The organism is Streptomyces sp. NBC_01689, assembly GCF_036250675.1.
GTDB lineage: Bacteria > Actinomycetota > Actinomycetes > Streptomycetales > Streptomycetaceae > Streptomyces.
In genome coordinates, this window is sequence record NZ_CP109592.1 from 2,586,361 (window position 1) to 2,607,450 (window position 21,090).

Below are 21,090 nucleotides of genomic sequence, written 5' to 3' on the forward strand. Positions count from 1 at the left end.
GTCGGCGCGCGCAGCCCTCAACGCGCGTGCAGCCCTCGGCGCGCGTCCGGTCGTCGGCGCGCGTTCAGTCGTCGGCGCCGGGCCCCGCGGGCGCTGCGGCCTCCGTGATCCCGGCATCCGTGACCCCGGTGGTGTGGAACCGTGCCCGGAACACCCCCGGAGTCACCTTGAGGTTCCGCACGAACGCCCTGCGCAGCGACTCGGGTGAACCGAACCCCGTACGGCGTGCGATCACGGCCATCGGATCGTCACCGGACTCCAGCATGGCCTGCGCGGCCTCCAGCCGGACCTGTTCCACGTACCGGGCCGGTGTCATGTGCAACTCCTCGCAGAAGAGCCGGGTCACATGGCGGGAGCTGACGCCGGCGCGGCGCGCCATCGCGGACAACGTGTGATTGGCGGCGGGGTCCTCCGCCACCGCGTCCAGCACCCTGCGGAGCATGTCCTGGCGGGTGTGCGCGGCGCGGGCGCGCACACTGAACTGGGACTGGCCGCCTGGCCGTTGCATGAAGACCACCAGGTCCTTGGCGACCGCGCGGGCCACTTCGGCACCGTAGTGCTCCTCCACCAGGGCCAGTGAGAGGTCGATGCCCGCGGTGACTCCCGCCGAGGTCATCACCTTGCCGTCGCGCACGAAGATCGCGTCCGGTTCGACCTTCACGGCGGGGAAGCGCAGGGCCAACTGCCGGGAGTGGCGCCAGTGGGTGGCGGCACTGCGGCCGTCCAGGAGACCCGCGGCGGCCAGCAGGAACGCGCCGGTGCACACGGACGCCGTGCAGCGCGCGTTCGCGTCGAGCTTCCGTACGAGGTCCAGCAGCGCGTCGTCCCTGGTCATCCGGTCCCAGTCCGGGCCGCCGGGAATCACCAGGACGTCGGTGGTCTCCCGTACGTCCGCCACCGCCATGTCGACGCCGAGGCGGGTCCCCGACGCGGTCGTCACCTCGTTCCCGTCGGCCGAGACCATGGTCAGCCGGTAGTGGGCACCGAAGTCGTTCGCCGAGGTGAACACCTCGATCGGACCGGTGACGTCCAGCAGCCGGACCCCGGGGAAAACGAAGATCGTCACGAGGAGCGGGTCGGTTCCGGCGCGCTTGTGGTTCATCGAATGCCTCCGGACCTGACATCTGGTTACGGTCGATGCTATGCGCAGTGAGTTCGCAGAACAAACCAACTAGGATCGCGGCATGTCCGACGTCCGGCCACGCGCCTGCCCCATAGCGGGAACCCTCGATCTCGTAGGAGAGCGCTGGTCGCTCCTGGTGCTGCGCGAGGTGTTCCTGGGGGTCCGGCGTTATGCCGACATCCGCGCCAACACCGGGGCGCCGCGGGACGTTCTCACCAAGCGGCTGCGGTCCTTGGAGGCCGCGGGAATCCTGGAGCGCCGCCGGTACCAGGACCGCCCTCCCCGCTCCGAGTACCTTCTGACGGCCTCGGGGCAGGCGCTGGAACCGGTGCTGATCGGGCTTCGCGAATGGGGCCTCCGGCATCTCCAGGACCCGCCGCCCGCCCCGCGCTTCCTGCACACGTGCGGCGCCGAGGTGGAGACCCGGATCGTCTGCGCCGGGTGCGGCGAGCCCCTTGAGGGGGGCGGTCTGGTGACCGTGCCGGAGGAAGAGGCGTAGAGGCCCGCGGGCCCCGGGAGGTCCGTGGGCGCGGACCCCGGTGCCGAGCCCGGCCGTGAGCCGGCCGGGCGGCGATCCGGCGGGGGCCGCGGGGAGTTGACGAAGCCGGGCGGCCGCGGACGGTTCCGCCGTCCACCGAGCCGTCACCTCGGTACATGCCCAGGTGGAGGTCTCGGAACAACGTTGTGGTGAACCTTTGACCAACACCGTACGCTCCGTCTGATCGATCACAGACTCCCTGGGGGAATTCATGCGCACAACCACGCGCCTCGCCCTGTTCGGCACGAGCGTCGCACTGGTCGCCCCGGTCATGGGTGCCGCCACCGCCCACGCGGAGGACGGCGGCAGTGGCGACATCACCATCGACAAGGTCGTCGTCAACGGCGGCAAGCCGGTCGTGGTGGGGACCACCGACGTGGTGTCCGCCAAGGTCTCCGTGACCGCGTCGGACAACTCGGGCATCGCCAGGACCACGTACATCAGCGCCTTCGGTCCGAAGCCGAACTTCGCGCAGATCTGGGACGACGAGATCACATGCGTCAAGGTGAAGGCGACCACCTCGACCTGTACCGGCACCCTGACGTTCGACCCCCGGGCGGCGACCGGTTTCGTCGACAACAACGCGGCGGCCACCTGGAAGCTCGGCACGCTCGTCTCCGCCAACGACTACGACTACATCCACCGGGACGCGGCCACCACGTTCAAGGTGCAGCGCTACTCGAAGCTGACGGTCAACGCCTCCCCCGAGCCGGTGAAGAAGGGCAAGGCCGTCACCGTGACCGGCAAGCTCTCCCGGGCCAACTGGGAGGACAACGCCTACCACGGCTACACGAACCAGTCCGTGAAGCTGCAGTTCCGCAAAAAGGGCAGCGACACCTACACCACGGTGAAGACGGTCAAGTCGGACTCGACGGGCAACCTCAAGAGCACCGTCACCGCCGCCACCGACGGCTACTTCCGCTACAGCTTCGCGGGAACCGCGACGACTCCGGCGGTCAACGCGACCGGCGACTTCGTGGACGTCCGCTAGCCGGCCGGGGCGCCGACGCGCGGAGCGGCGGCTCCGATGGAACCCGCGGGCGGACTTCGGCGAACAAGGGGTGATCACGCCGGCTTCGTCGAAGGGACCCCATGAATCTCAGAGGTGACCGATGAGCGCCTCACCGGACGTCGGAGTGGGCCGTGCCGTCGTGATCGACAGCTCGGCCGGCTCCGACGCCTCGGTCGTCGAACGCTCCTGGGACGACCCCGACTCCTTCGCCGTGCTGTTCGACCGCTACGCCGACGGCATCCACCGTTATGTGGCCCGGCGGTTGGGAACCGAGGCGGCCGACGACCTGATGGCCGAGACGTTCGTGATCGCCTTCCAGCGGCGCCGGCGCTACGACCTCTCGCGGTCGCAGGCCCTGCCCTGGCTGTACGGGATCGCCACCAACCTCATCGGCCGGCACCGGCGTGCCGAGGCCCGGCGTCTGCGGGCGTTGTCGCGGGCCGCCTCCACCGCCCATGCCGAGGAGCGCGGTGAGGGCGAGGCGATGGAGGACCGGGTGGTGGCGCGGGTCGGCGCGGAGAGCACCCGGGGCAGCCTGGCGGCGGCCCTCGCCGGGCTGTCCGCCCGCAACCGGGACGTCCTGCTCCTGATCGCCTGGGGCGATCTCGACTACACGGAGGCGGCGGAGGCGCTGGGCATACCGGTGGGCACCGTGCGCTCACGGTTGCACCGGGCCCGCCGCGGGGTGCGGGAAGCGCTGGGCGGATCGGATCCCACCACGAGCCGAGAGGACGAGCGAGAGGACGAGGAGGCCCACCGTGGATGACTTCACACGTGTACGGGAGTGGGGGGCAGACGTGCCGCCGCTCACCGACGAGGCCCGTTCCGCCGCCCGCGCCCGGCTGCGGGGCGCGATGTCCCGTGAGCACCGTGCGGACAGGTCCGCCGTGCTGCCCCGGCGGCTGGTGTTCCGGGTGGCGGCCGCCGCGTCGGTGGCGGCGGTGGGCGCGACCGTCGTCGTCACCTCGGCCGGCGGTGGGCGGGGCGGCGGGCACGACGCGCCGCGGACGTCGCTCAGTGCGGCGCAGGTGCTGCTCAGGGCGGCGGACCGGTCGCGCACCGACGGTGCCGCGATGCCGGTGCCGCGCGACGACCAGTACTTCTACACCAGGACGTTCATCACGCGGAAGCCCGTCGAGGGCGGCACGACCCGGACCTGGACCGACGAGAGCTGGCTGTCCGTCGACGGTTCCAGGCCCTCACGGCGGCAGGAGCACGGGAAGATCCACCACGATCCCCCGCTCGGGAAGCACGAGGTGGCGTGGCCGCCCACCACGTACGCGAAGCTGCGGAAGATGCCGACGGATCCGGACAAGCTCCTCGATGCGCTCTCGTTCGGCCGTATGGGCACGCCGATGGACAGAACGAGGACGTTCTTCGAGATCTGCATGCTGATCCAGGGACCGCGGGTGATGCCCCCCGGGCTGCAGGCCGCCGCGTTCGAGGCACTCGCGAAGATCCCCGGCATCAAGCTGGACCGCGACCAGGTGGACGGCGTCGGCCGGCCCGGGATCGCCGTCTCCTACCCCGAGGCCGCCTTCACGTTCGTCTTCGACCGCGAGACCTACGCCTACCTCGGCCTGCGTACGAAGGGCAGCAGCCCGAAGCGCGTCCATGGGCACTGGCAGCAGTCCAACTGGTACTACGAGATGAGGAGCCTGGAGCGGATGGCCGTGGTCGACCGTATCGGCCAGCGCCCGCGGTCCTAGGGAACGCTCCCGCCCGGAAGGGGGTGCCGGCCGGTCCGGCATCCCCGGCTCGGCCCGCCCGGCCCCACTCCGGGCCCCCGAGGCCGGTGCCGCGCGGCGGGGTCACGCCCGTCACGGCCCCGGAACGCAGAAGACCCCACATGGAGTGGGGTCTGAGCTGGTGTCCGAGGGGGGACTTGAACCCCCACGCCCGATAAAGGGCACTAGCACCTCAAGCTAGCGCGTCTGCCATTCCGCCACCCGGACCAGGTGTCTGCCGCCTGGCCGGGGGTGCTCCCCGCGGCGACATGGACAACAATACCAAGGTTTCAGGGTGCCTTTCACCTGCATATCCAGGCCCTGGGGACGCTCGCGCCGGACCACACGCACGGGAAGCGCGCCTGTCACCCTCGGTGACGGGTCGGTGGCCGTCGGTCCATCGGACGCCCGCATCCTCACCCGCCAGGGGGAAGATGCGGGGTCATGGAGTGGGCGGGACCGTGCCGGCCGGCCGGGTTCCGCCCGTTCCACCGTCACGCGGAGAGCCCCGGCCGTCCCGTCACCAGGACGGCCGTCGCTCCCCCGTCACCGGGACGGCCGCCCGCTCCGGTGTGCCGGAGGAGGGCGCCGCCCTTCCGTCACGGGACGAGCTGGTACTCGGGGAAGTTGCCCGGCAGCCGTTCGTCCGCCGGTCCCCGGGTGACGGCGCGGACGAGCAGTTCGCCGCCCACGAAAGCCCCGCGCCAGGACGCGCCGAGGCCGCCGAACAGCTCGTCGCGGTCGCCGCGCGAGCGCGGCGTGCCGCGGCCGAGTTTGAACGCGCGGATCTGCGGCGCCAGCCGGGTGTACGTCGCCTCGTCGTCCGTGGACAGGGTGGCCACCAGGGCTCCGTTCGACGCGTTCATCGCGGCGAGCAGCTCGGCCTCGGTGTCGACCAGGACGATGGTGTCGACGGGGCCGAAGGGCTCCGCGTGGTGCAGCGGGGACGACGGCGGCGGGTTGAGCAGGGTGACGGGCTGGACGTACGCCGAGGTGTCCTGGCCGGGCAGGAACCGCGTGTCGGACAGCTTGCCGCGGTGCAGGGGGACGGCGCCGCGACTGATGGCCTCGGCCACCTGGTCGTCCAGTTCCTTCGCCTTGGCCGCGTTGATGACGGGGCCGAAGTCCAGCGCGGGGAAGGGGTCTTCGGGATGCTCGACCGCCAGCGGGTGGCCGATCCGCAGGGTGCGGACGGCGGGGAGGTAGGCGGCGAGGAACTCGTCGAACAGGGCGCGCTGGACGACGAAGCGCGGGTAGGCGGTGCAGCGCTGCTTGCCGTAGTCGAAGAGTTTCGGGACGACGGCCGTCAGCGCGTCCCAGTCCGTGTACTCCCAGATTCCCCAGGTGTTGAGGCCCTCCTGTTCGAGGATGTGGCGTTTGCCGAGGTCGGCGACGGCCGTGGCCACGGCGGCGCCGGTGTCGCGGCCGCCGACGAAGGAGACGCAGCCGATCTCGGGTGCGCGCACGAGCGCCTCCGACAGTTCGCCGCCGCTGCCGCTGACGAGGGTGACGGGGATCCCCTCGCGTGCGGCGAGCGCGCAGGCCAGGGTCAGGCAGGCGACGCCTCCGTCGGTGGGGGCCTTGGCGATGACCGCGTTGCCCGCCAGCGCCTGGACCAGCATGGCGTGGACGAGGACGCTCATGGGGTAGTTCCAGCTCGCGATGTTGGACACCGGGCCGTCCAGCGGGGTCCGGCCCTCGACCATGGGCGCGATGCCGTCGACGTACCAGCGCACGCCGTCGATCGCCCGGTCCACGTCGGCCTGGGCGAGCCGCCAGGGCTTGCCGATCTCCCAGACCAGGAGGAGGGCGAGCAGTTCCCGGTGCTCGGTGAGCGCGTCGAGGGTGGCGGCGACGCGGGCGCGGCGCTCGGGCAGGGAGACGTGACGCCAGGCCCGGTGCTGGTCGAGTGCGGCGCGCACGGCCTGTTGGGCGGTGGCGCCGTCGAGGCGGGGCGGGCCCGCGACGGGACTCCCGTCGACGGGGCTGGTGGCGGGCAGGGCCCGGCCGTCGGCCCGCCAGGAGGTGCCCCAGAGGTTGAGGACCCGGTCCTCCTGGAACGCCTCGGGCGCGACGGCGAGGCAGCGCCGCCAGGCGTCGGCCCACGACGTCCCGGACTTCAGGACCAGGGGGGTGTCGGTTGTGGATGCCATTCGGATGTCTCCGCTCTCGGTGCACAGTCGGGGGCGGGAGGTGCCTGGCTCGTGCCGGACCTGCAGGGTCCACCGGCCCGCACGAGGAGTGGTCGGGTCCTCACAGAGGACACGAGGTCGCCCACGGAGGACGACGGTGGTCACGTCCGTACGGAGGCGACGGTGGTCGCGTCCGTACGGAGGCGACGGTGGTCGCGTCCGTACGGAGGAGGGTGAACGGGGTGCGGACGCGGGAGGGTGGCCGCGTCCGACCGGGGAAGGGTCCGTACGAGGACGGTACTGAGGCGGGTCCGCCCGCGACAGTCACCGCGCAGCGACTATGAGTGACGTCTCATCTCATCCGCCCGCCGCGACCCGCTCCTCCTCCAGCCGGGCCAGGACCAGCCGGGCCGTCTCGGTCGGGGTGCCGCCCACCGGGACCCCGACCGCCTCCAGGGCCGCCTTCTTCGCCCGCGCGGTGCCGGACGAGCCGGAGACGATCGCGCCGGCGTGCCCCATCGTCCTGCCCTCGGGCGCGGTGAACCCGGCGATGTAGCCGACGACCGGCTTGGTGACGTGGTCGCGGATGTAGGCGGCGGCCCGTTCCTCCGCGTCTCCGCCGATCTCCCCGATGAGGACGACGAGGTCGGTGTCGGGGTCGTCCTGGAAGGCGGCCAGGCAGTCGATGTGCGTGGTGCCGACGACGGGGTCACCGCCGATGCCCACACAGGTCGAGAAACCGATGTCGCGCAGCTCGTACATGAGCTGGTAGGTCAGCGTGCCCGATTTGGAGACCAGGCCGATCCGTCCGGGTTTGGTGATGTCGGCGGGGATGATGCCCGCGTTCGACTGGCCGGGGCTGATCAGGCCGGGGCAGTTGGGGCCGATGACGCGGGTGCCCCGGGCGGCAGCGTACGCGTGGAAGGCGACGGCGTCGTGGACGGGGATGCCCTCGGTGATGACGACGGCGAGCGCGATCCGGGCGTCTGCGGCCTCGACGACGGCCGCCTTGGCGAACGCGGGCGGCACGAAGACGACGGTGACGTCGGCGCCGGTCGCCGCCATGCCCTCGCGCACCGACCCGAAGACCGGCACGGTGACGGGAGTGCCGCCGCGGCCGTCGACGCCCCGGGGGACGTCGAAGTCGACGCTGCGGCCCGCCTTGCGCGGGTTGACCCCGCCGACCACATCAGTGCCGGCGGCGAGCATGCGCCGGGTGTGCTTCATGCCCTCGCCGCCGGTCATGCCCTGGACGAGGACCTTGCTCTCCTTGCTGAGGAAGACGGCCATGTCCCACTCCTTCAGTCGGCGGTGGCGAGTTGTGCGGCGCGGCGGGCGGCGCCGTCCATGGTGGTGGCCTGGTGGACCAAGGGGTGCGCGCGGTCGTCGAGGACGGCCCGGCCGCGTGCGGCGTTATTGCCGTCGAGGCGGACCACGAGCGGCTTGGTCAGCCGGACGCTCTCCAGGGCCTGCACGATGCCCTCGGCGACGGCGTCGCAGGCGGTGATGCCCCCGAAGACGTTCACGAAGACGGATTTCACCGCCGGGTCGGAGAGGACCACGGTCAGGCCGTCGGCCATGATCCGGGCGGAGGCGCCCCCGCCGATGTCGAGGAAGTTGGCGGGGCGGGCGCCGCAGCCCGCGACCACGTCGAGGGTCGACATGACGAGGCCCGCGCCGTTGCCGATGATGCCGACCTCGCCGTCCAGCTTCACGTAGTTCAGGCCCCTGGCCGCGGCGGCCGCCTCCAGGGGGTCGTCGTGCGGCGCGTCCTTCTCTCCCCAACGTTCCTGCCGGAAGCGGGCGTTGTCGTCGAGGGTGACCTTGCCGTCCAGGGCGAGGACGCGGCCCTCGGTGGTCAGCACGAGGGGGTTCACCTCGACGAGCAGGGCGTCCTCACGGGTCAGCACCTGCCACAGCCGGACCAGGACGTCGACGGTCCGCGGGGGGAGGCCGCCGGCCTCCGCGATCTCGGCCGCCTTGGCGGAGGTGACTCCTTCGGCGGGGTCGACCGGGATGCGCGCGACGGCGTCCGGCCGGCTCGCGGCCACCTCCTCGATGTCCATGCCGCCCTCCGCCGAGGCGATGGCGAGGAACCGCCCCGCGGCCCGGTCGAGGACGTAGCCGACATAGAACTCGCTCTCGATGTCGACGGGTTCGGCCAGCATCACCTCGCGCACGGTGTGGCCCTTGATGTCCATGCCGAGGATCTGTCGTGCCGTCAGTTCGGCCGCGGCCGGGTCCGCGGCGAGCTTCACACCGCCGGCCTTGCCGCGGCCGCCCGTCTTCACCTGTGCCTTGACGACCACCCGGCCGCCCAGCCTGCGGGCGATCCCGCGGGCCTCCTTGGGCGAGTCGGTGACCTCGGCCACCGGTACCGGGATGCCGTGTTCCTCGAAGAGTTCCCTTGCCTGGTGCTCGTACAGGTCCATACCTCGGCTCCTGCCTGAAAGTGCCGCACGCCCCCTGGACACCACCCACCGGATGCGGGATAACAAGCTTCATACAGTATTCGTCGACTGTATGCAATGTACCGCGAGAGCGTTCCAACCCCCTACGAAGGGACAGGACTTCGCCATGCCCGACGGCAGCAGCGACACCAACTCGACCCTCATCTCAGGTGGGCATCTGGTCGCCAAGGCACTCAGAGCGGAAGGCGTGGAGGTCGTCTACACCTTGTGCGGCGGCCACATCATCGACATCTACGACGGCTGCGTCGACGAAGGCATCGAGGTCGTCGACGTCCGTCACGAGCAGGTCGCCGCGCACGCCGCCGACGGCTACGCGCGGATCACCGGCAAGCCCGGCTGCGCGGTCGTCACGGCCGGACCCGGCACCACCGACGCCGTGACCGGCGTCGCGAACGCCTTCCGGGCCGAGTCCCCGATGCTGCTGATCGGTGGTCAGGGGGCCCACACGCAGCACAAGATGGGGTCCCTCCAGGACCTGCCGCACGTCGACATGATGACGCCGATCACCAAGTTCGCCGCGACCGTCCCGGACACGGCGCGCGCCGCCGACATGGTGTCGATGGCGTTCCGCGAGTGCTACCACGGCGCCCCCGGCCCCTCCTTCCTGGAGATCCCGCGCGACGTCCTGGACGCCAAGGTGCCGGTCGACAAGGCCCGGATCCCGGCCGCCGGCCGGTACCGCGCCTCGACCCGCTCGGCCGGCGACCCCGAGGCGATCGAGCGGCTCGCCGATCTGCTCGTGCACGCAGAGAAGCCCGCGATCCTGCTCGGCAGCCAGGTGTGGACGACCCGGGGCACCGAGGCGGCCGTCGACCTCGTCCGCACCCTCAACATCCCGGCGTACATGAACGGCGCGGGACGCGGCACCCTGCCGCCCGGGGACCCGCACCACTTCCAGCTCTCCCGCCGCTACGCGTTCTCCCACGCGGACGTCATCGTGATCGTCGGCACGCCCTTCGACTTCCGGATGGGCTACGGCAAGCGGCTCTCCCCCGACGCGACCGTCGTGCAGATCGACCTCGACTACCGGACCGTCGGCAAGAACCGGGACATCGACCTGGGGATCGTCGGGGACGCGGGCCTGGTCCTCAAGTCGGTGACCGAAGCGGCGTCCGGGCGCGTGAACGGGGGCGCCTCCCGCCGCAAGGAGTGGCTGGACGAACTGCGGGCCGCCGAGCAGACGGCGCTCGACAAGAGGCTGCCCAGCCTGCGGTCCGACGCCTCGCCGATCCACCCGTACCGCCTGGTGAGCGAGATCAACGACTTCCTCACCGAGGACTCCGTCTACATCGGGGACGGCGGCGACATCGTCACCTTCTCCGGGCAGGTCGTGCAGCCCAAGTCGCCGGGCCACTGGATGGATCCGGGCCCGCTCGGCACCCTCGGCGTCGGCATCCCCTTCGTCCTCGCGGCGAAGAAGGCCCGTCCCGACAAGGAGGTCGTCGCCCTCTTCGGCGACGGCGCCTTCTCGCTCACCGGCTGGGACTTCGAGACGCTCGTCCGCTACGACCTGCCCTTCGTCGGCATCGTCGGCAACAACTCCTCGATGAACCAGATCCGTTACGGCCAGGCCCAGAAGTACGGCGTGGAGCGCGAGCGGGTCGGCAACACCCTCGGCGACGTCCACTACGACAAGTTCGCCCAGATGCTCGGGGGTTACGGCGAAGAGGTGCGCGACCCCGCCGACATCGCCCCGGCGCTGCGGCGGGCCCGTGAGTCGGGCAAGCCGTCGCTCATCAACGTCTGGGTCGACCCGGACGCGTACGCCCCCGGAACCATGAACCAGACGATGTACAAGTGAGGTGCCCCCGATGACACCGACGACCCCCACGACCGCGATGACCCCGGCCCACGGCACGTCGAGGGCTCTCGAAGGCATCCGCGTCCTCGACATGACGCACGTCCAGTCCGGGCCGTCCGCCACCCAGCTGCTCGCCTGGCTCGGCGCGGACGTCGTCAAGCTGGAGGCGCCGACCGGCGACATCACCCGCAAGCAGCTGCGGGACCTCCCGGACGTCGACTCCCTCTACTTCACGATGCTCAACTGCAACAAGCGCAGCATCACCCTCAACACCAAGACGGAGCGCGGCAAGGAGATCCTGACCGAGCTGATCCGGCGCTCCGACGTCATGGTCGAGAACTTCGGACCGGGCGCCGTCGACCGCATGGGCTTCACCTGGGACCGCATCCAGGAGATCAACCCCCGGATCGTCTACGCCTCCATCAAGGGGTTCGGGGACGGCCCGTACACCGGCTTCAAGGCGTACGAGGTCGTCGCGCAGGCCATGGGCGGATCGATGGCGACCACCGGCTTCGAGGACGGGCCGCCGCTGGCGACGGGCGCGCAGATCGGCGACTCGGGGACGGGCGTCCACGCGGTCGCGGGCATTCTCGCCGCGCTGTTCCAGCGGGAGAGCACGGGACGCGGACAGCGGGTGAACGTGGCCATGCAGCACGCGGTGCTGAACCTGTGCCGGGTCAAGCTCCGGGACCAGCAGCGCCTGGCGCACGGGCCGTTGGCCGAGTATCCCAACGAGGACTTCGGTGACGAGGTGCCCCGGTCGGGCAACGCGTCCGGCGGCGGCCAGCCCGGCTGGGCGGTCAAGTGCGCGCCGGGCGGCCCCAACGACTACGTGTACGTCATCGTGCAGCCGGTCGGTTGGAAGCCGATCACCGAGCTGATCGGGCGGCCGGAGCTGGCGGACGACCCCGACTGGGCGACCCCGGAGGCCCGGCTGCCCCAGCTCACCAAGATGTTCCAGCTCATCGAGGAGTGGTCGGCCACCCTCCCCAAGTGGGAAGTGCTGGAGAGGCTCAACTCCCACAACATCCCCTGCGGCCCGATCCTGTCCACCAAGGAGATCGTCGAGGACGCCTCCCTGGTCGCCAACGAGATGGTCGTGACGGTGGCGCACCCCGAGCGCGGCGAGTTCGTGACGGTCGGCAGTCCGCTCAAGCTCTCCGACTCCCCGGTGGACGTGACCAGTTCGCCGCTGCTCGGCGAGCACAACGAAGAGGTCTACATCGGCGAGCTCGGCCTCGGCGACGAGGAACTGCGTCTGCTCAAGTCGAACGGAGTGATCTGAGTGATGGCCGAAGACCGGGTGCTGCGGGTGCGCACGCTCCTCGACTCCGTGCGCGCCGAGGGCCGCACCGCGCTCACCGCGCCGGAGGGCAAGGTGATCGCCGACGCGTACGGGATCGCCGTACCGGGCGAGGAGCTGGCGAGGGACGTCGACGAGGCGGTGGCGTACGCGGCGCGCTTCGGCGGACCCGTCGTGATGAAGATCGTCTCCCCGGACATCCTGCACAAGACGGATGCCGGCGGTGTCGTCGTCGGCGTGGAGGGCGCGGCGGACGTGCGCGCCGCCTTCCACCGGATCGTCGAGAACGCGAAGGCCTTCGACCCGGGGGCCCGCGTCGACGGCGTCCAGGTGCAGGAACTGCTCCCGCGGGGGCAGGAGGTCATCGTCGGTGCGGTGACCGACCCCACCTTCGGGAAGGTGGTGGCCTTCGGGCTCGGCGGCGTGCTGGTCGAGGTGCTGAAGGACGTCACCTTCCGGCTCGCCCCCGTCGACGCCGACGAGGCCCTGTCGATGCTGGACTCGATCCGGGCGGCCGAGATCCTGCGCGGGGTGCGCGGCGCGCCGCCGGTGGACCGGTGGGCCGTCGCCGAACAGATCCGCCGGGTCTCCGAACTCGTCGCGGACTTCCCGGAGATCGCCGAAGTCGACCTCAATCCGGTGATCGCCACACCGGAGGGTGCCGTCGCCGCGGACATCCGGGTCATCCTCGCCGAGTCGCTCCCCAAGGAGCGGCGCACGTACGACCGCGAGGAGATCCTCACCTCGATGCGCCGGCTGATGCGGCCGTCCTCCGTGGCGGTGATCGGCGCCTCCAACGAGCCCGGCAAGATCGGGAATTCGGTGATGCGCAACCTCGTCGACGGCGGATTCTCCGGCGAGATCCACCCGGTGAACCCCAAGGCCGATGACATCCTGGGCCGCAAGGCGTACAAGAGTGTCACGGACGTTCCCGGTGAGGTGGATGTGGCGGTCTTCGCGATCCCCGCGAAGTTCGTGGCCGCGGCCCTGGAGGAGGTGGGACGCAAGGGCGTCCCCAACGCGGTGCTGATCCCCTCCGGATTCGCGGAGACCGGTGAACAGGCGCTCCAGGACGAGATCGTGGCGATCGCCGAACGGCACGGCATCCGGCTGCTCGGACCGAACATCTACGGCTACTACTCGACCTGGCAGGACCTCTGCGCCACGTTCTGCACGCCGTACGACGTGAAGGGCGGTGTCGCGCTGACCTCGCAGTCCGGCGGTATCGGCATGGCGATCCTCGGCTTCGCGCGCACCACGCGGACGGGTGTCTCCGCGATCGTCGGGCTCGGCAACAAGTCGGACCTGGACGAGGACGACCTGCTGACCTGGTTCGGCGAGGACCCGCACACCGAGTGCATCGCGATGCACCTGGAGGACCTCAAGGACGGCCGCGCCTTCGTGGAGGCCGCTCGCGCGACGGTCCCCAAGAAGCCGGTCGTGGTCCTGAAGGCGGGCCGTACCGCCGCCGGCGCGAGGGCCGCCGGTTCGCACACGGGCGCGCTCGCGGGCGACGACGCCGTGTACGAGGACATCCTGAAACAGGCCGGCGTCATCAGGGCTCCCGGGCTGCGCGACATGCTGGAGTACGCGCGCGGACTGCCGGTGCTGCCCACCCCCCAGGGCGACAACGTGGTGATCATCACGGGCGCGGGCGGCAGCGGCGTCCTGCTCTCCGACGCGGTGACGGACAACGGCCTGACCCTGATGGAGATTCCGCCGGACCTGGACGCGTCCTTCAGGGCGTTCATCCCGCCCTTCGGGGCCGCGGGCAACCCGGTCGACATCACGGGCGGCGAGCCGCCGTCGACGTACGAGGCGACGATCCGGCTGGGCCTGGAGGATCCGCGCGTGCACGCCCTCGTCCTCGGCTACTGGCACACCATCGTCACCCCTCCCATGGTCTTCGCCGAGCTCACCGCGCGCGTGGTCGCCGAGTTCCGCGAACGGGGCGTCGAGAAGCCGGTGGTGGCCTCCCTCGCGGGAGACGTCGAGGTCGAGGAGGCCTGTCAGTACCTGTACGAGCGGGGGGTCGTGGCGTACCCGTACACGACCGAGACGCCGGTGGCGGTCCTGGGCGCCAAGTACCGCTGGGCGCGCGCGGCGGGCCTGTTGGGGGGCGGTTCATGAGGTGAACCAGGGCGGGAGCGGCCGACGGTGCGCGTCGGCCGCCCCAGGACCCGTGCGCACACGAAAGGCATTTGGACAGGGGGCGCTGGCCAGATCTTTCGACGCAAGGGGTGCTGAACCGACATGACGACCACCGACCTATCGACATCCGTCCCCTACAGGGAGGTGACGGATCGCAACGGCCGCCTGTACCGGATCGGTGAGACCGACCGGGACATCATGGGCCGGCCGCGCTGGACCATGGTGCTCTTCCCCTGGATGGGGATGCTGGGCATCAGTTCCTCGGAGTACGCGTTCACCTCCGCCGAGGACACCCTGCACGACGCCCATCTGTGGAGCAGCGGGCACATCTTCTGGCTGATGGGCGTCTGGATCTTCTTCCAGGCGGCCGTGGCCTTCCCCGCGGGCCAACTTCGGGAGAGCGGGCGGCTGCCCGCGCGGTACGCCATGATGCTCGGCGCGCTCGGCACGGTGCTGGGGTATCTCTCGCTGGCGTTCGCGCCGCACGTCAGCGTCGCCTACCTCGGCTTCGGGATGTTCAGCGGCATCGGCGCCGGCCTCGTCTACGCGACCTGCGTGAACATGGTCGGCAAGTGGTACCCGGAGCGCAAGGGCGGCAAGACCGGGCTGGTCAACGGCGGTTTCGCCTACGGCTCGGTGCCCTTCGTCTTCCTGTTCACCTCGTACATGGACCTGGGCAACTACCGCACCGTCCTGGTGACGGTGGGCCTGGTCTGCTGTCTGGTGGTCGCGTTCGCGGGCTGGTTCTTCAAGGACCCGCCCAAGGGCTGGTGGCCGCCGCACGTCGACCCTCTGAAGGTGTCGTCCGACCCCAGGATCCGGCGGGCGCTGGAGAAGAACCCGCCGGCGGTGAAGCAGTACACCCCGAGGGAGGCCGCCCGCACACCCGTGCTGTGGATGATGTGGTTCTGTCTGCTCTGCACCGCGGGGATCAACATCTTCGGCATCGCCTTCCAGGTGCCGTTCGGCAAGGACATGGGGTTCGCGGGCGGGATCGTGGCCACCGCGATGTCCCTGAAGGCGATCGTCAACGGCACCGGGCGCGGGGTGATCGGCTGGATCTCCGACCGTTTCGGACGCCGCAACACCCTGATCATCGTCTGTCTGGTGCTGGGCTCCGCGCAGTTCGGCGTGCTGGTGTCGGGCCAGATGGGCAGCATGCCGTTCTTCCTGTTCTGCTCCATGGTCTCCGGCTTCGGCGGCGGCGCGATCTTCCCGCTCTTCGCGGCCATGACGGCGGACTACTTCGGCGAGAACAACAACGCCTCCAACTACGGGATGGTCTACAGCTCGAAGCTGATCTCGGGCCTCGTGGGCTCGGGCATGGGCGCGGTCGTCGTCGGCGCGTGGGACTACCACGGGGCCTTCGTGCTCGCGGGCTCCATCGGCCTGGCCTCCGCCGTGCTGGCGCTGTTCCTGAAATCACCGGGCACCCCGGGCGCCCGGAGCATCGTCCCCAACCCGCAACCGCTCGGCGAGGAGATGGCGTGACATGACGGCGGACCCCATCGCCACCGAGGGCGCGTCGGCCGGAACCGGCGCCCCGAACCGCTCGTACCGCGAAGTCACCGACGCCCGTGGCCGTGTCTACCGGATCGGCGAGACCGACCGGGACATCCTCGGCCACTCACGCTCGTTCATGGTGTACCTGCCGTGGGCCGCCATGATGGCCATCAGCGTCTTCGAGTACGCGTACGGCTCGGCCGAAGACACCCTGTCCCACGCGCACGGCTGGACGCAGAGCAACACCTTCTGGATCCTGAGCGTCTGGGTCTTCTTCCAGGCCGGCATCGCCTTCCCGGCCGGCTGGATGCGGGAGAAGGGCATCCTCACCGCCCGCAAGGCCATGTACACCGGCGCGTTCATGTGCGTGCTGGGCTTCCTCGCCCTCTCGCATCTGAGCAACGTGCTGCTGGCGATCCTGGGCTTCGGCGTCATCGGCGGCGTCGGCTCGGGCCTGGTGTACGCGACCTGCATCAACATGGTCGGCAAGTGGTTCCCCGAACGGCGCGGCGCCAGGACCGGCTTCGTCAACGGCGGATTCGCCTACGGCTCGCTGCCGTTCATCTTCATCTTCAACTACGCCTTCGACACCGGGAACTACCACCGCGTCCTGGACCTCATCGGCTGCTACGTGGTGATCGTCGTGCTGTCGTGCGCGTTCTTCTTCAAGGACCCGCCGAAGAACTGGTGGCCGGCCGACATCGACCCGCTGACCCACGGCGGGGACTCCAAGACCGCGGCCAGTCTGCTCAGGAACCCGCCCGCGGTGAAGCAGTACACCCCGAAGGAGGCGGTCAGGACGGGGGTGCTCCCCCTGATGTGGATCACTCTCGTGATGACGGCGGGCGTGTCCATCTTCGGGATCTCCTTCCAGGTCGACTTCGCCAAGGAGGTCGGGTTCGGCCCGCTGGTGGCGGCGTCCTCGATGGGCATCATGGCCGTCATCAACGGCATCGGCCGTGCCGTGGTGGGCTGGCTCTCCGACACCTGGGGACGCAAGCTGACCCTGGTGTTCGTCATCGTCGTCCTGGGACTCGCGCAGTTCGGCGTGATCTGGGCCGGGAACATCAAGAGCGAGTGGCTCTTCCTGTTCTTCGCCTTCCTCTCCGGGTTCGGCGGCGGCGCGTTCTACCCGATGTTCGCGGCGCTGACCCCGGACTACTTCGGCGAGAACTACAACGCCACCAACTACGGCCTGGTGTACAGCGGCAAGCTGATCAGCGGTCTGTTCGGCGGTGGTCTGGGCTCGATGGTGGTCGCCGCCTGGGGGTACAACGGCGCCTACGCGCTGGCCGGCGGCATCTCGATGGCGGCGGCGGCGATCGCGCTGCTGCTGAAACAGCCGGGACGCGACGGTGAGGTGAGCACGGCTCCGCGGCCGCAGCCGGCCGGCTGACGCGGCGGATCGTACCGACATCAGGCGGCCCTCCCCACGTGACCTGTGTGGGGAGGGCCGCCTGACGTGTCACCGCGGTTCCGGCGCCGGTCACACGGAGCTAGTGGCGCCGCCGGCACTTCTCGCGGAGGACGGCCAGGTTGTCGTGACCGATCCTCGCGTGCTGCAGCGACTGGCCGGGGTCCGTGCCGCTCGGCGCGTTGTCCTGCTCGACCATCGGGTTGTGGTAATTCCGGTCGCCGACCCGGGAGAAGAACGTCGTGTAGTCGATGACGCCGGTGCCGAACGGCACCATGTCGTACCCCATGCCGTTCGTGGTGTTGACGACTCCGTCCTTGGCGTGGAAGAGCGGATACCGCTTGTTGTTGCGGACGACGAGCCCCGCGGGGTCGAAGACCTTCCGCCGGGTGGAGCCGTCGTGGGCGGTGTACGTCGGGAACTTGTACTGGGCCACGTGCGCCCAGAAGATGTCCATCTCCAGCCAGACCACCTTGGGGTCGGTGACCTTCAGGAAGTACTCCAGTTTCCGGATGCCCGAACTGCGGGTCGGCCGGCCCTGGTCGTCCAGGGGGCCGCCGTCCAGCAGGAAGCCGTACGCCGCGTCGTGATTGTGGGTGTAGAGCTTGAGGCCGGCGCGGTGGGCGATCGCGCCGAGCGCGTTCCACTTGTCGGCGGCGACGTCCCAGTCGGCGCGGTAGGCGCTGCCGGTGGGGTCGCCACCGGTGCCCACGTGCGCCATGCCGAGGATGTTGGCGATCTCCAGATGCTTCTTGAAGGTGTCCAGGTCGGGTGTGGTGAGCGGCCAGGAGGACGGGATGAAGCCGTGGTTGCCCTGCGCCCGCAGCCCGTAGTCGTCGAGCCAGGAGCGCAGCAGCCTGGCCCCCTCGACCGACTCCAGGTTCGCCCCGCCGGGGGCGTTGGCGTGCTGGCCGTACCCGGCGAACTCGACCTGCCGGTAGCCGAAGCGGGAGAGCTGCTCGAAGACCTCGCGGAACCCGGAGGGCAGATCCGAGGAGAGCGGGTCGCGGCCCGTCGCGTCCCGGACGGTGTAGAGGATGATGCCCCGCCGGTTCGCGGGGACGAGGACGTCACCGTCGTGGCCGTGGTCGTAGCCTCTGCCCCGGTCCTGCGCCAGGGCGGGGGAAGCGCCGAGGACGGGGGCGGCGATCGCCGCGGCCGCGGCGGCGGTGCAGGTGCTGAGGAAGCGGCGGCGGTCGACTCCGAGGGTGCGACGCAGGGCTTCGCCGGTCGAGGGTTCTTCGTGGAACGCGGTCACGGTCTCTCTCTTTCGGGTCGGGTCCAGCGGTGGCGGGGCGTTGTCAGTGGCGCGTGTTTCACTTTCCGTAGTCGCTCGTCCGGGCTGGTCACAGGAGACCGGCCAGGCCGAGCAGCAGGGATTTCACTTCGGTGGCCGCGATGCGGCCGGTGCCGGTGCGGGGGGTGGAGCAGATGAGGAGCGGACCTTCGTCGTCGCTCGCGGGCAGGCGGCCGTGGCTGCCGCGAAGACCCGAGGGGTCGAGGGGCACGACCGTCATGCGGTAGCGCATCCCGAGCTTCTTGCGGGCCAGCGCGGTTGCGGCCTTCACCTTGACGTAGGGGTCGAGGGGGTCCATGAACAGTTCGGCCGGGTCGTAGCCGGGTTTGCGGTGGATCTCGACGAGCCGCGCGAAGTCGGGGGCGCGGGCGTCGTCGAGCCAGTAGTAGTACGTGAACCAGGCGTCCGGTTCGGCGACGGCGACGAGTTCGCCCGAGCGCGGGTGGTCGAGGTGGTGGGCCTTCTTCCCCTCGTCGTCGAGGAGCCGCTCGATGCCGGGCAGTCCGGCGAGCGCCGCTTTCGTGGCCTCCAGGTCCTCGGGGCGTCGCACATAGACGTGGGCGATCTGGTGGTCGGCGACCGCGAAGGCGCGGGAGGCCATCGGGTCGAGGTACTCCATCCCGTCCTGCGTGTGCACGTCGAGCAGTCCGGCGCGGCGCAGGGCGCGGTTGATGTCGACGGGACGGTCCACGCGGGTGATGCCGTACTCGGAGAGCGCGACGACGGTGCGGCCCTCCGCCTCGGCCTCGTCGAGAAGGGGTGCCATGGCCGCGTCGAGGCCGGCGGCGGCCCGGTAGGAGCGCGGGTCGTCCGGACCGAAGCGCTGCAGGTCGTAGTCGAGGTGAGGGAGGTAGCAGAGGGTCAGGTCGGGCCGGCGGGTGCGGTTGATGTGCCGGGTGGCGTCGATGATCCAGCGGCTGGAGACCAGGTCGGCGCCGGGTCCCCAGAAATGGAAGAGGGGAAAGGTGCCGAAGGCGTCGGTCAGTTCGTCGTGCAGGGCCGGGGGCCGGGTGTAGCAGTCGGGTTCCTTGCGTCCGTCGGCGTAGTAGACGGGACGGGGGGTGACGGTGATGTCGGTGTCGGCGCCCATGGCGTACCACCAGCAGATGTTGGCGACGGTGTAGCCGGGGTGCGCGCGGCGCGCGGCGTCCCACAGCTTGTCGCCGGCGACCAGGCCGTTGTGCTGCCGCCACAGGAGTACGTCGCCGAGCTCGCGGAAGTACCAGCCGTTGCCGACGATGCCGTGCTCGCCGGGGTGGGTGCCGGTGAGGAAGGTGGACTGGGCGGCGCAGGTGACGGCGGGCAGGACGGTGCCGAGTGGCGCGCTGAAGCCGGACCGGCCGAGTGCCCTGAGGCGGGGCATGTGGTCGAGCAGCCGGGGGGTGAGGCCGACGACGTCGAGGACGAGCAGGGGGGTGGGCGCGGAGTGCTCCCGTGCGGAGTCGGTCATGGCAGCTCCTTGAGACCCAGGTCGGTCAGCAGGTCGCGGGCGAGGGCCAGTTCGGCGGCGATGCCGTCGGCGAGCTGGGCGCGGCCGCGGGGGCGCAGTGCGGGCGGGAGTGCCTGCCAGGTGTAGGTCTCGACCTCCAGGTGCCTGGTGAGCGGTCGCGGGCCGCCGACGAGGCGGGTCAGCGCGGCCTTGAGGACGGGGAGGGTCGAGGTGAGGGGCGCGGCGGGGGCCGCGTGCAGCGGGACGTGGAAATGGGCGCGCCACGGGGCGGTGTCGGGCAGGGCGACGCCGGTCAGGGCCTCGCCGAGGTCGTCGGTGCCGCGCAGGCCGGCGGCGGTGGTGGTGCGGGTCTGGTGCAGGAAGCGGGGTTCGTCGAAGGCGGCGAGGGCCGCGCGGACTTCGGGGAGGTGGGGGTGTTCGGCGTGCAGGGCGGCGGAGAGCTGGGACTTGACGATCGGGACGCGGGCTTCGACGAGGGCGTCCAGGGCGGTGTGCGGGTCTTCGAAGGAGGTGGCGAGGTGGCATGTGTCGACGCAGACGCCGATCCGGTCGTGACCGAGGGCGGTGAGCGGGCCGAGCGCGTCGGCGGTGGTCTCGACGGTGCAGCCGGGTTCGGGTTCCAGGCCGACGCGCACCGAGCGGCCGGTGAGTTCGTGGAGGGCGTCGAGGCGTTCGGCGAGGGTGGTCAGCGCGCTCCGGGCGGTGGCCGCGCGGTCCGCGTCGTGGGCGGTGCGCCAGGCCAGCGGGAGGGTGGAGACGCTGCCTTCGGTGACGTCGTCGGGGAGGAGCTGGGCGAGGACGCGGGCGAGGGCGGTGGTGTGGTCGAGGCGTTCGGGGTCCGCCCAGTCGGGCCGGTAGACGCGGTACTTGACCTCTTCGGCGCCGAAGCCCTCGTAGGGGAAGCCGTTGAGGGTGACGACCTCGAGTCCCCGGCCGTCGAGCGTGGTGCGCAGGGCGCGCAGGGCGGAGGGGTCGGTGGCGAGGGTGTGGGCGGCGTCCCGGGCGAGCCACAGGCCGATGCCGAGGCGGTCGCGGCCGAGGCGCCTGCGCACGGGTTCGCAGTGGTCGCGGAGCTGGGCGAGGACGCCGTCGAGGGTTTCGGCGGGGTGGACGTTGGTGCAGTAGGCGAGGTGGACGGTGGTGCCGTCGGGGTGGCGGAAGCGCATCG

Annotated in this window: 16 protein-coding genes and 1 tRNA gene; 9 read left to right on the forward strand and 8 right to left on the reverse strand. The window is 70.8% G+C overall.

The genetic code is table 11. The annotated features are described in order from the left end of the window. Positions 1–64 precede the first annotated feature (64 nt). The gene (locus tag OG776_RS11000) at positions 65–1,102 is read right to left on the reverse strand and encodes a GlxA family transcriptional regulator (RefSeq protein ID WP_187285945.1); all 1,038 of its coding nucleotides are present in this window, start codon (positions 1,100–1,102) and stop codon (positions 65–67) included. Between the two features lie 82 nt (positions 1,103–1,184). Between OG776_RS11000 and OG776_RS11005 the strand changes: the two genes are divergently transcribed. From OG776_RS11005 to OG776_RS11020, 4 genes are all read left to right on the forward strand, one after another. Beyond that, positions 1,185–1,622, forward strand: coding sequence for a winged helix-turn-helix transcriptional regulator (locus OG776_RS11005; RefSeq protein WP_148012943.1), 438 nt, complete (start codon positions 1,185–1,187; stop codon positions 1,620–1,622). Between the two features lie 250 nt (positions 1,623–1,872). Further along, entirely contained in the window at positions 1,873–2,652 is a 780-nt protein-coding gene (locus OG776_RS11010) for a single-stranded DNA-binding protein (protein WP_148012944.1), read from the forward strand. A 121-nt stretch (positions 2,653–2,773) separates the two neighbouring features. After that, positions 2,774–3,439 (forward strand): RNA polymerase sigma factor, encoded by a 666-nt coding sequence (locus OG776_RS11015; RefSeq protein WP_148012945.1) that lies wholly within the window; start codon positions 2,774–2,776, stop codon positions 3,437–3,439. Then, a complete protein-coding gene (locus OG776_RS11020) occupies positions 3,432–4,382 on the forward strand; it encodes a CU044_5270 family protein (protein WP_148012946.1) in 951 nt (316 codons plus the stop codon). The genes OG776_RS11015 and OG776_RS11020 overlap by 8 nt, the downstream gene beginning before the upstream one ends. A 158-nt stretch (positions 4,383–4,540) precedes the next feature. Here OG776_RS11020 and OG776_RS11025 read toward each other — a convergent pair. The 4 genes from OG776_RS11025 to sucC form a co-directional block, all read right to left on the reverse strand. Then, positions 4,541–4,628 (reverse strand) — tRNA-Leu (locus OG776_RS11025). A gap of 371 nt (positions 4,629–4,999) precedes the next feature. Further along, complete coding sequence (locus OG776_RS11030; protein ID WP_148012947.1) at positions 5,000–6,553, reverse strand: aldehyde dehydrogenase family protein; 1,554 nt, start codon at positions 6,551–6,553, stop codon at positions 5,000–5,002. A 336-nt stretch (positions 6,554–6,889) separates the two neighbouring features. Then, entirely contained in the window at positions 6,890–7,822 is a 933-nt protein-coding gene (gene sucD / locus OG776_RS11035; protein ID WP_148012948.1) for a succinate--CoA ligase subunit alpha, read from the reverse strand. Between the two features lie 11 nt (positions 7,823–7,833). After that, positions 7,834–8,964 (reverse strand): ADP-forming succinate--CoA ligase subunit beta, encoded by a 1,131-nt coding sequence (gene sucC, locus OG776_RS11040; RefSeq protein ID WP_148012949.1) that lies wholly within the window; start codon positions 8,962–8,964, stop codon positions 7,834–7,836. Positions 8,965–9,109: 145 nt separating this feature from the next. On the opposite strand from sucC, the gene OG776_RS11045 reads away from it, so the two are divergent. The 5 genes from OG776_RS11045 to OG776_RS11065 all read left to right on the forward strand — a co-directional run bounded on the left by OG776_RS11045 (position 9,110) and on the right by OG776_RS11065 (position 17,157). After that, entirely contained in the window at positions 9,110–10,804 is a 1,695-nt protein-coding gene (locus OG776_RS11045) for a thiamine pyrophosphate-binding protein (protein ID WP_148012950.1), read from the forward strand. 10 nt (positions 10,805–10,814) lie between these two features. Continuing rightward, a complete protein-coding gene (gene frc, locus OG776_RS11050) occupies positions 10,815–12,089 on the forward strand; it encodes a formyl-CoA transferase (RefSeq protein WP_329320354.1) in 1,275 nt (424 codons plus the stop codon). Between the two features lie 3 nt (positions 12,090–12,092). Next, on the forward strand, positions 12,093–14,237 hold the full coding sequence (locus OG776_RS11055) for an acetate--CoA ligase family protein (RefSeq protein WP_329320356.1): 2,145 nt from the start codon (positions 12,093–12,095) through the stop codon (positions 14,235–14,237). A gap of 123 nt (positions 14,238–14,360) precedes the next feature. After that, on the forward strand, positions 14,361–15,749 hold the full coding sequence (locus OG776_RS11060) for an OFA family MFS transporter (protein ID WP_148012952.1): 1,389 nt from the start codon (positions 14,361–14,363) through the stop codon (positions 15,747–15,749). Position 15,750: 1 nt separating this feature from the next. Then, positions 15,751–17,157 carry an OFA family MFS transporter gene (locus tag OG776_RS11065; RefSeq protein WP_329320359.1) on the forward strand — a complete coding sequence of 469 codons (1,407 nt, stop codon included), beginning with the start codon at positions 15,751–15,753 and terminating at the stop codon, positions 17,155–17,157. Between the two features lie 100 nt (positions 17,158–17,257). Here OG776_RS11065 and OG776_RS11070 read toward each other — a convergent pair whose 3' ends face one another. The 3 genes from OG776_RS11070 to eboE all read right to left on the reverse strand — a co-directional run bounded on the left by OG776_RS11070 (position 17,258) and on the right by eboE (position 21,088). Next, a complete protein-coding gene (locus OG776_RS11070) occupies positions 17,258–18,433 on the reverse strand; it encodes a sugar phosphate isomerase/epimerase family protein (RefSeq protein ID WP_329320361.1) in 1,176 nt (391 codons plus the stop codon). Positions 18,434–18,521: 88 nt separating this feature from the next. Beyond that, a complete protein-coding gene (locus tag OG776_RS11075) occupies positions 18,522–19,922 on the reverse strand; it encodes a nucleotide pyrophosphatase/phosphodiesterase family protein (RefSeq protein WP_148012955.1) in 1,401 nt (466 codons plus the stop codon). Next, entirely contained in the window at positions 19,919–21,088 is a 1,170-nt protein-coding gene (eboE, locus tag OG776_RS11080; RefSeq protein WP_329320363.1) for a metabolite traffic protein EboE, read from the reverse strand. Before eboE ends, OG776_RS11075 begins: the two co-directional genes overlap by 4 nt. Positions 21,089–21,090 lie beyond the last annotated feature (2 nt).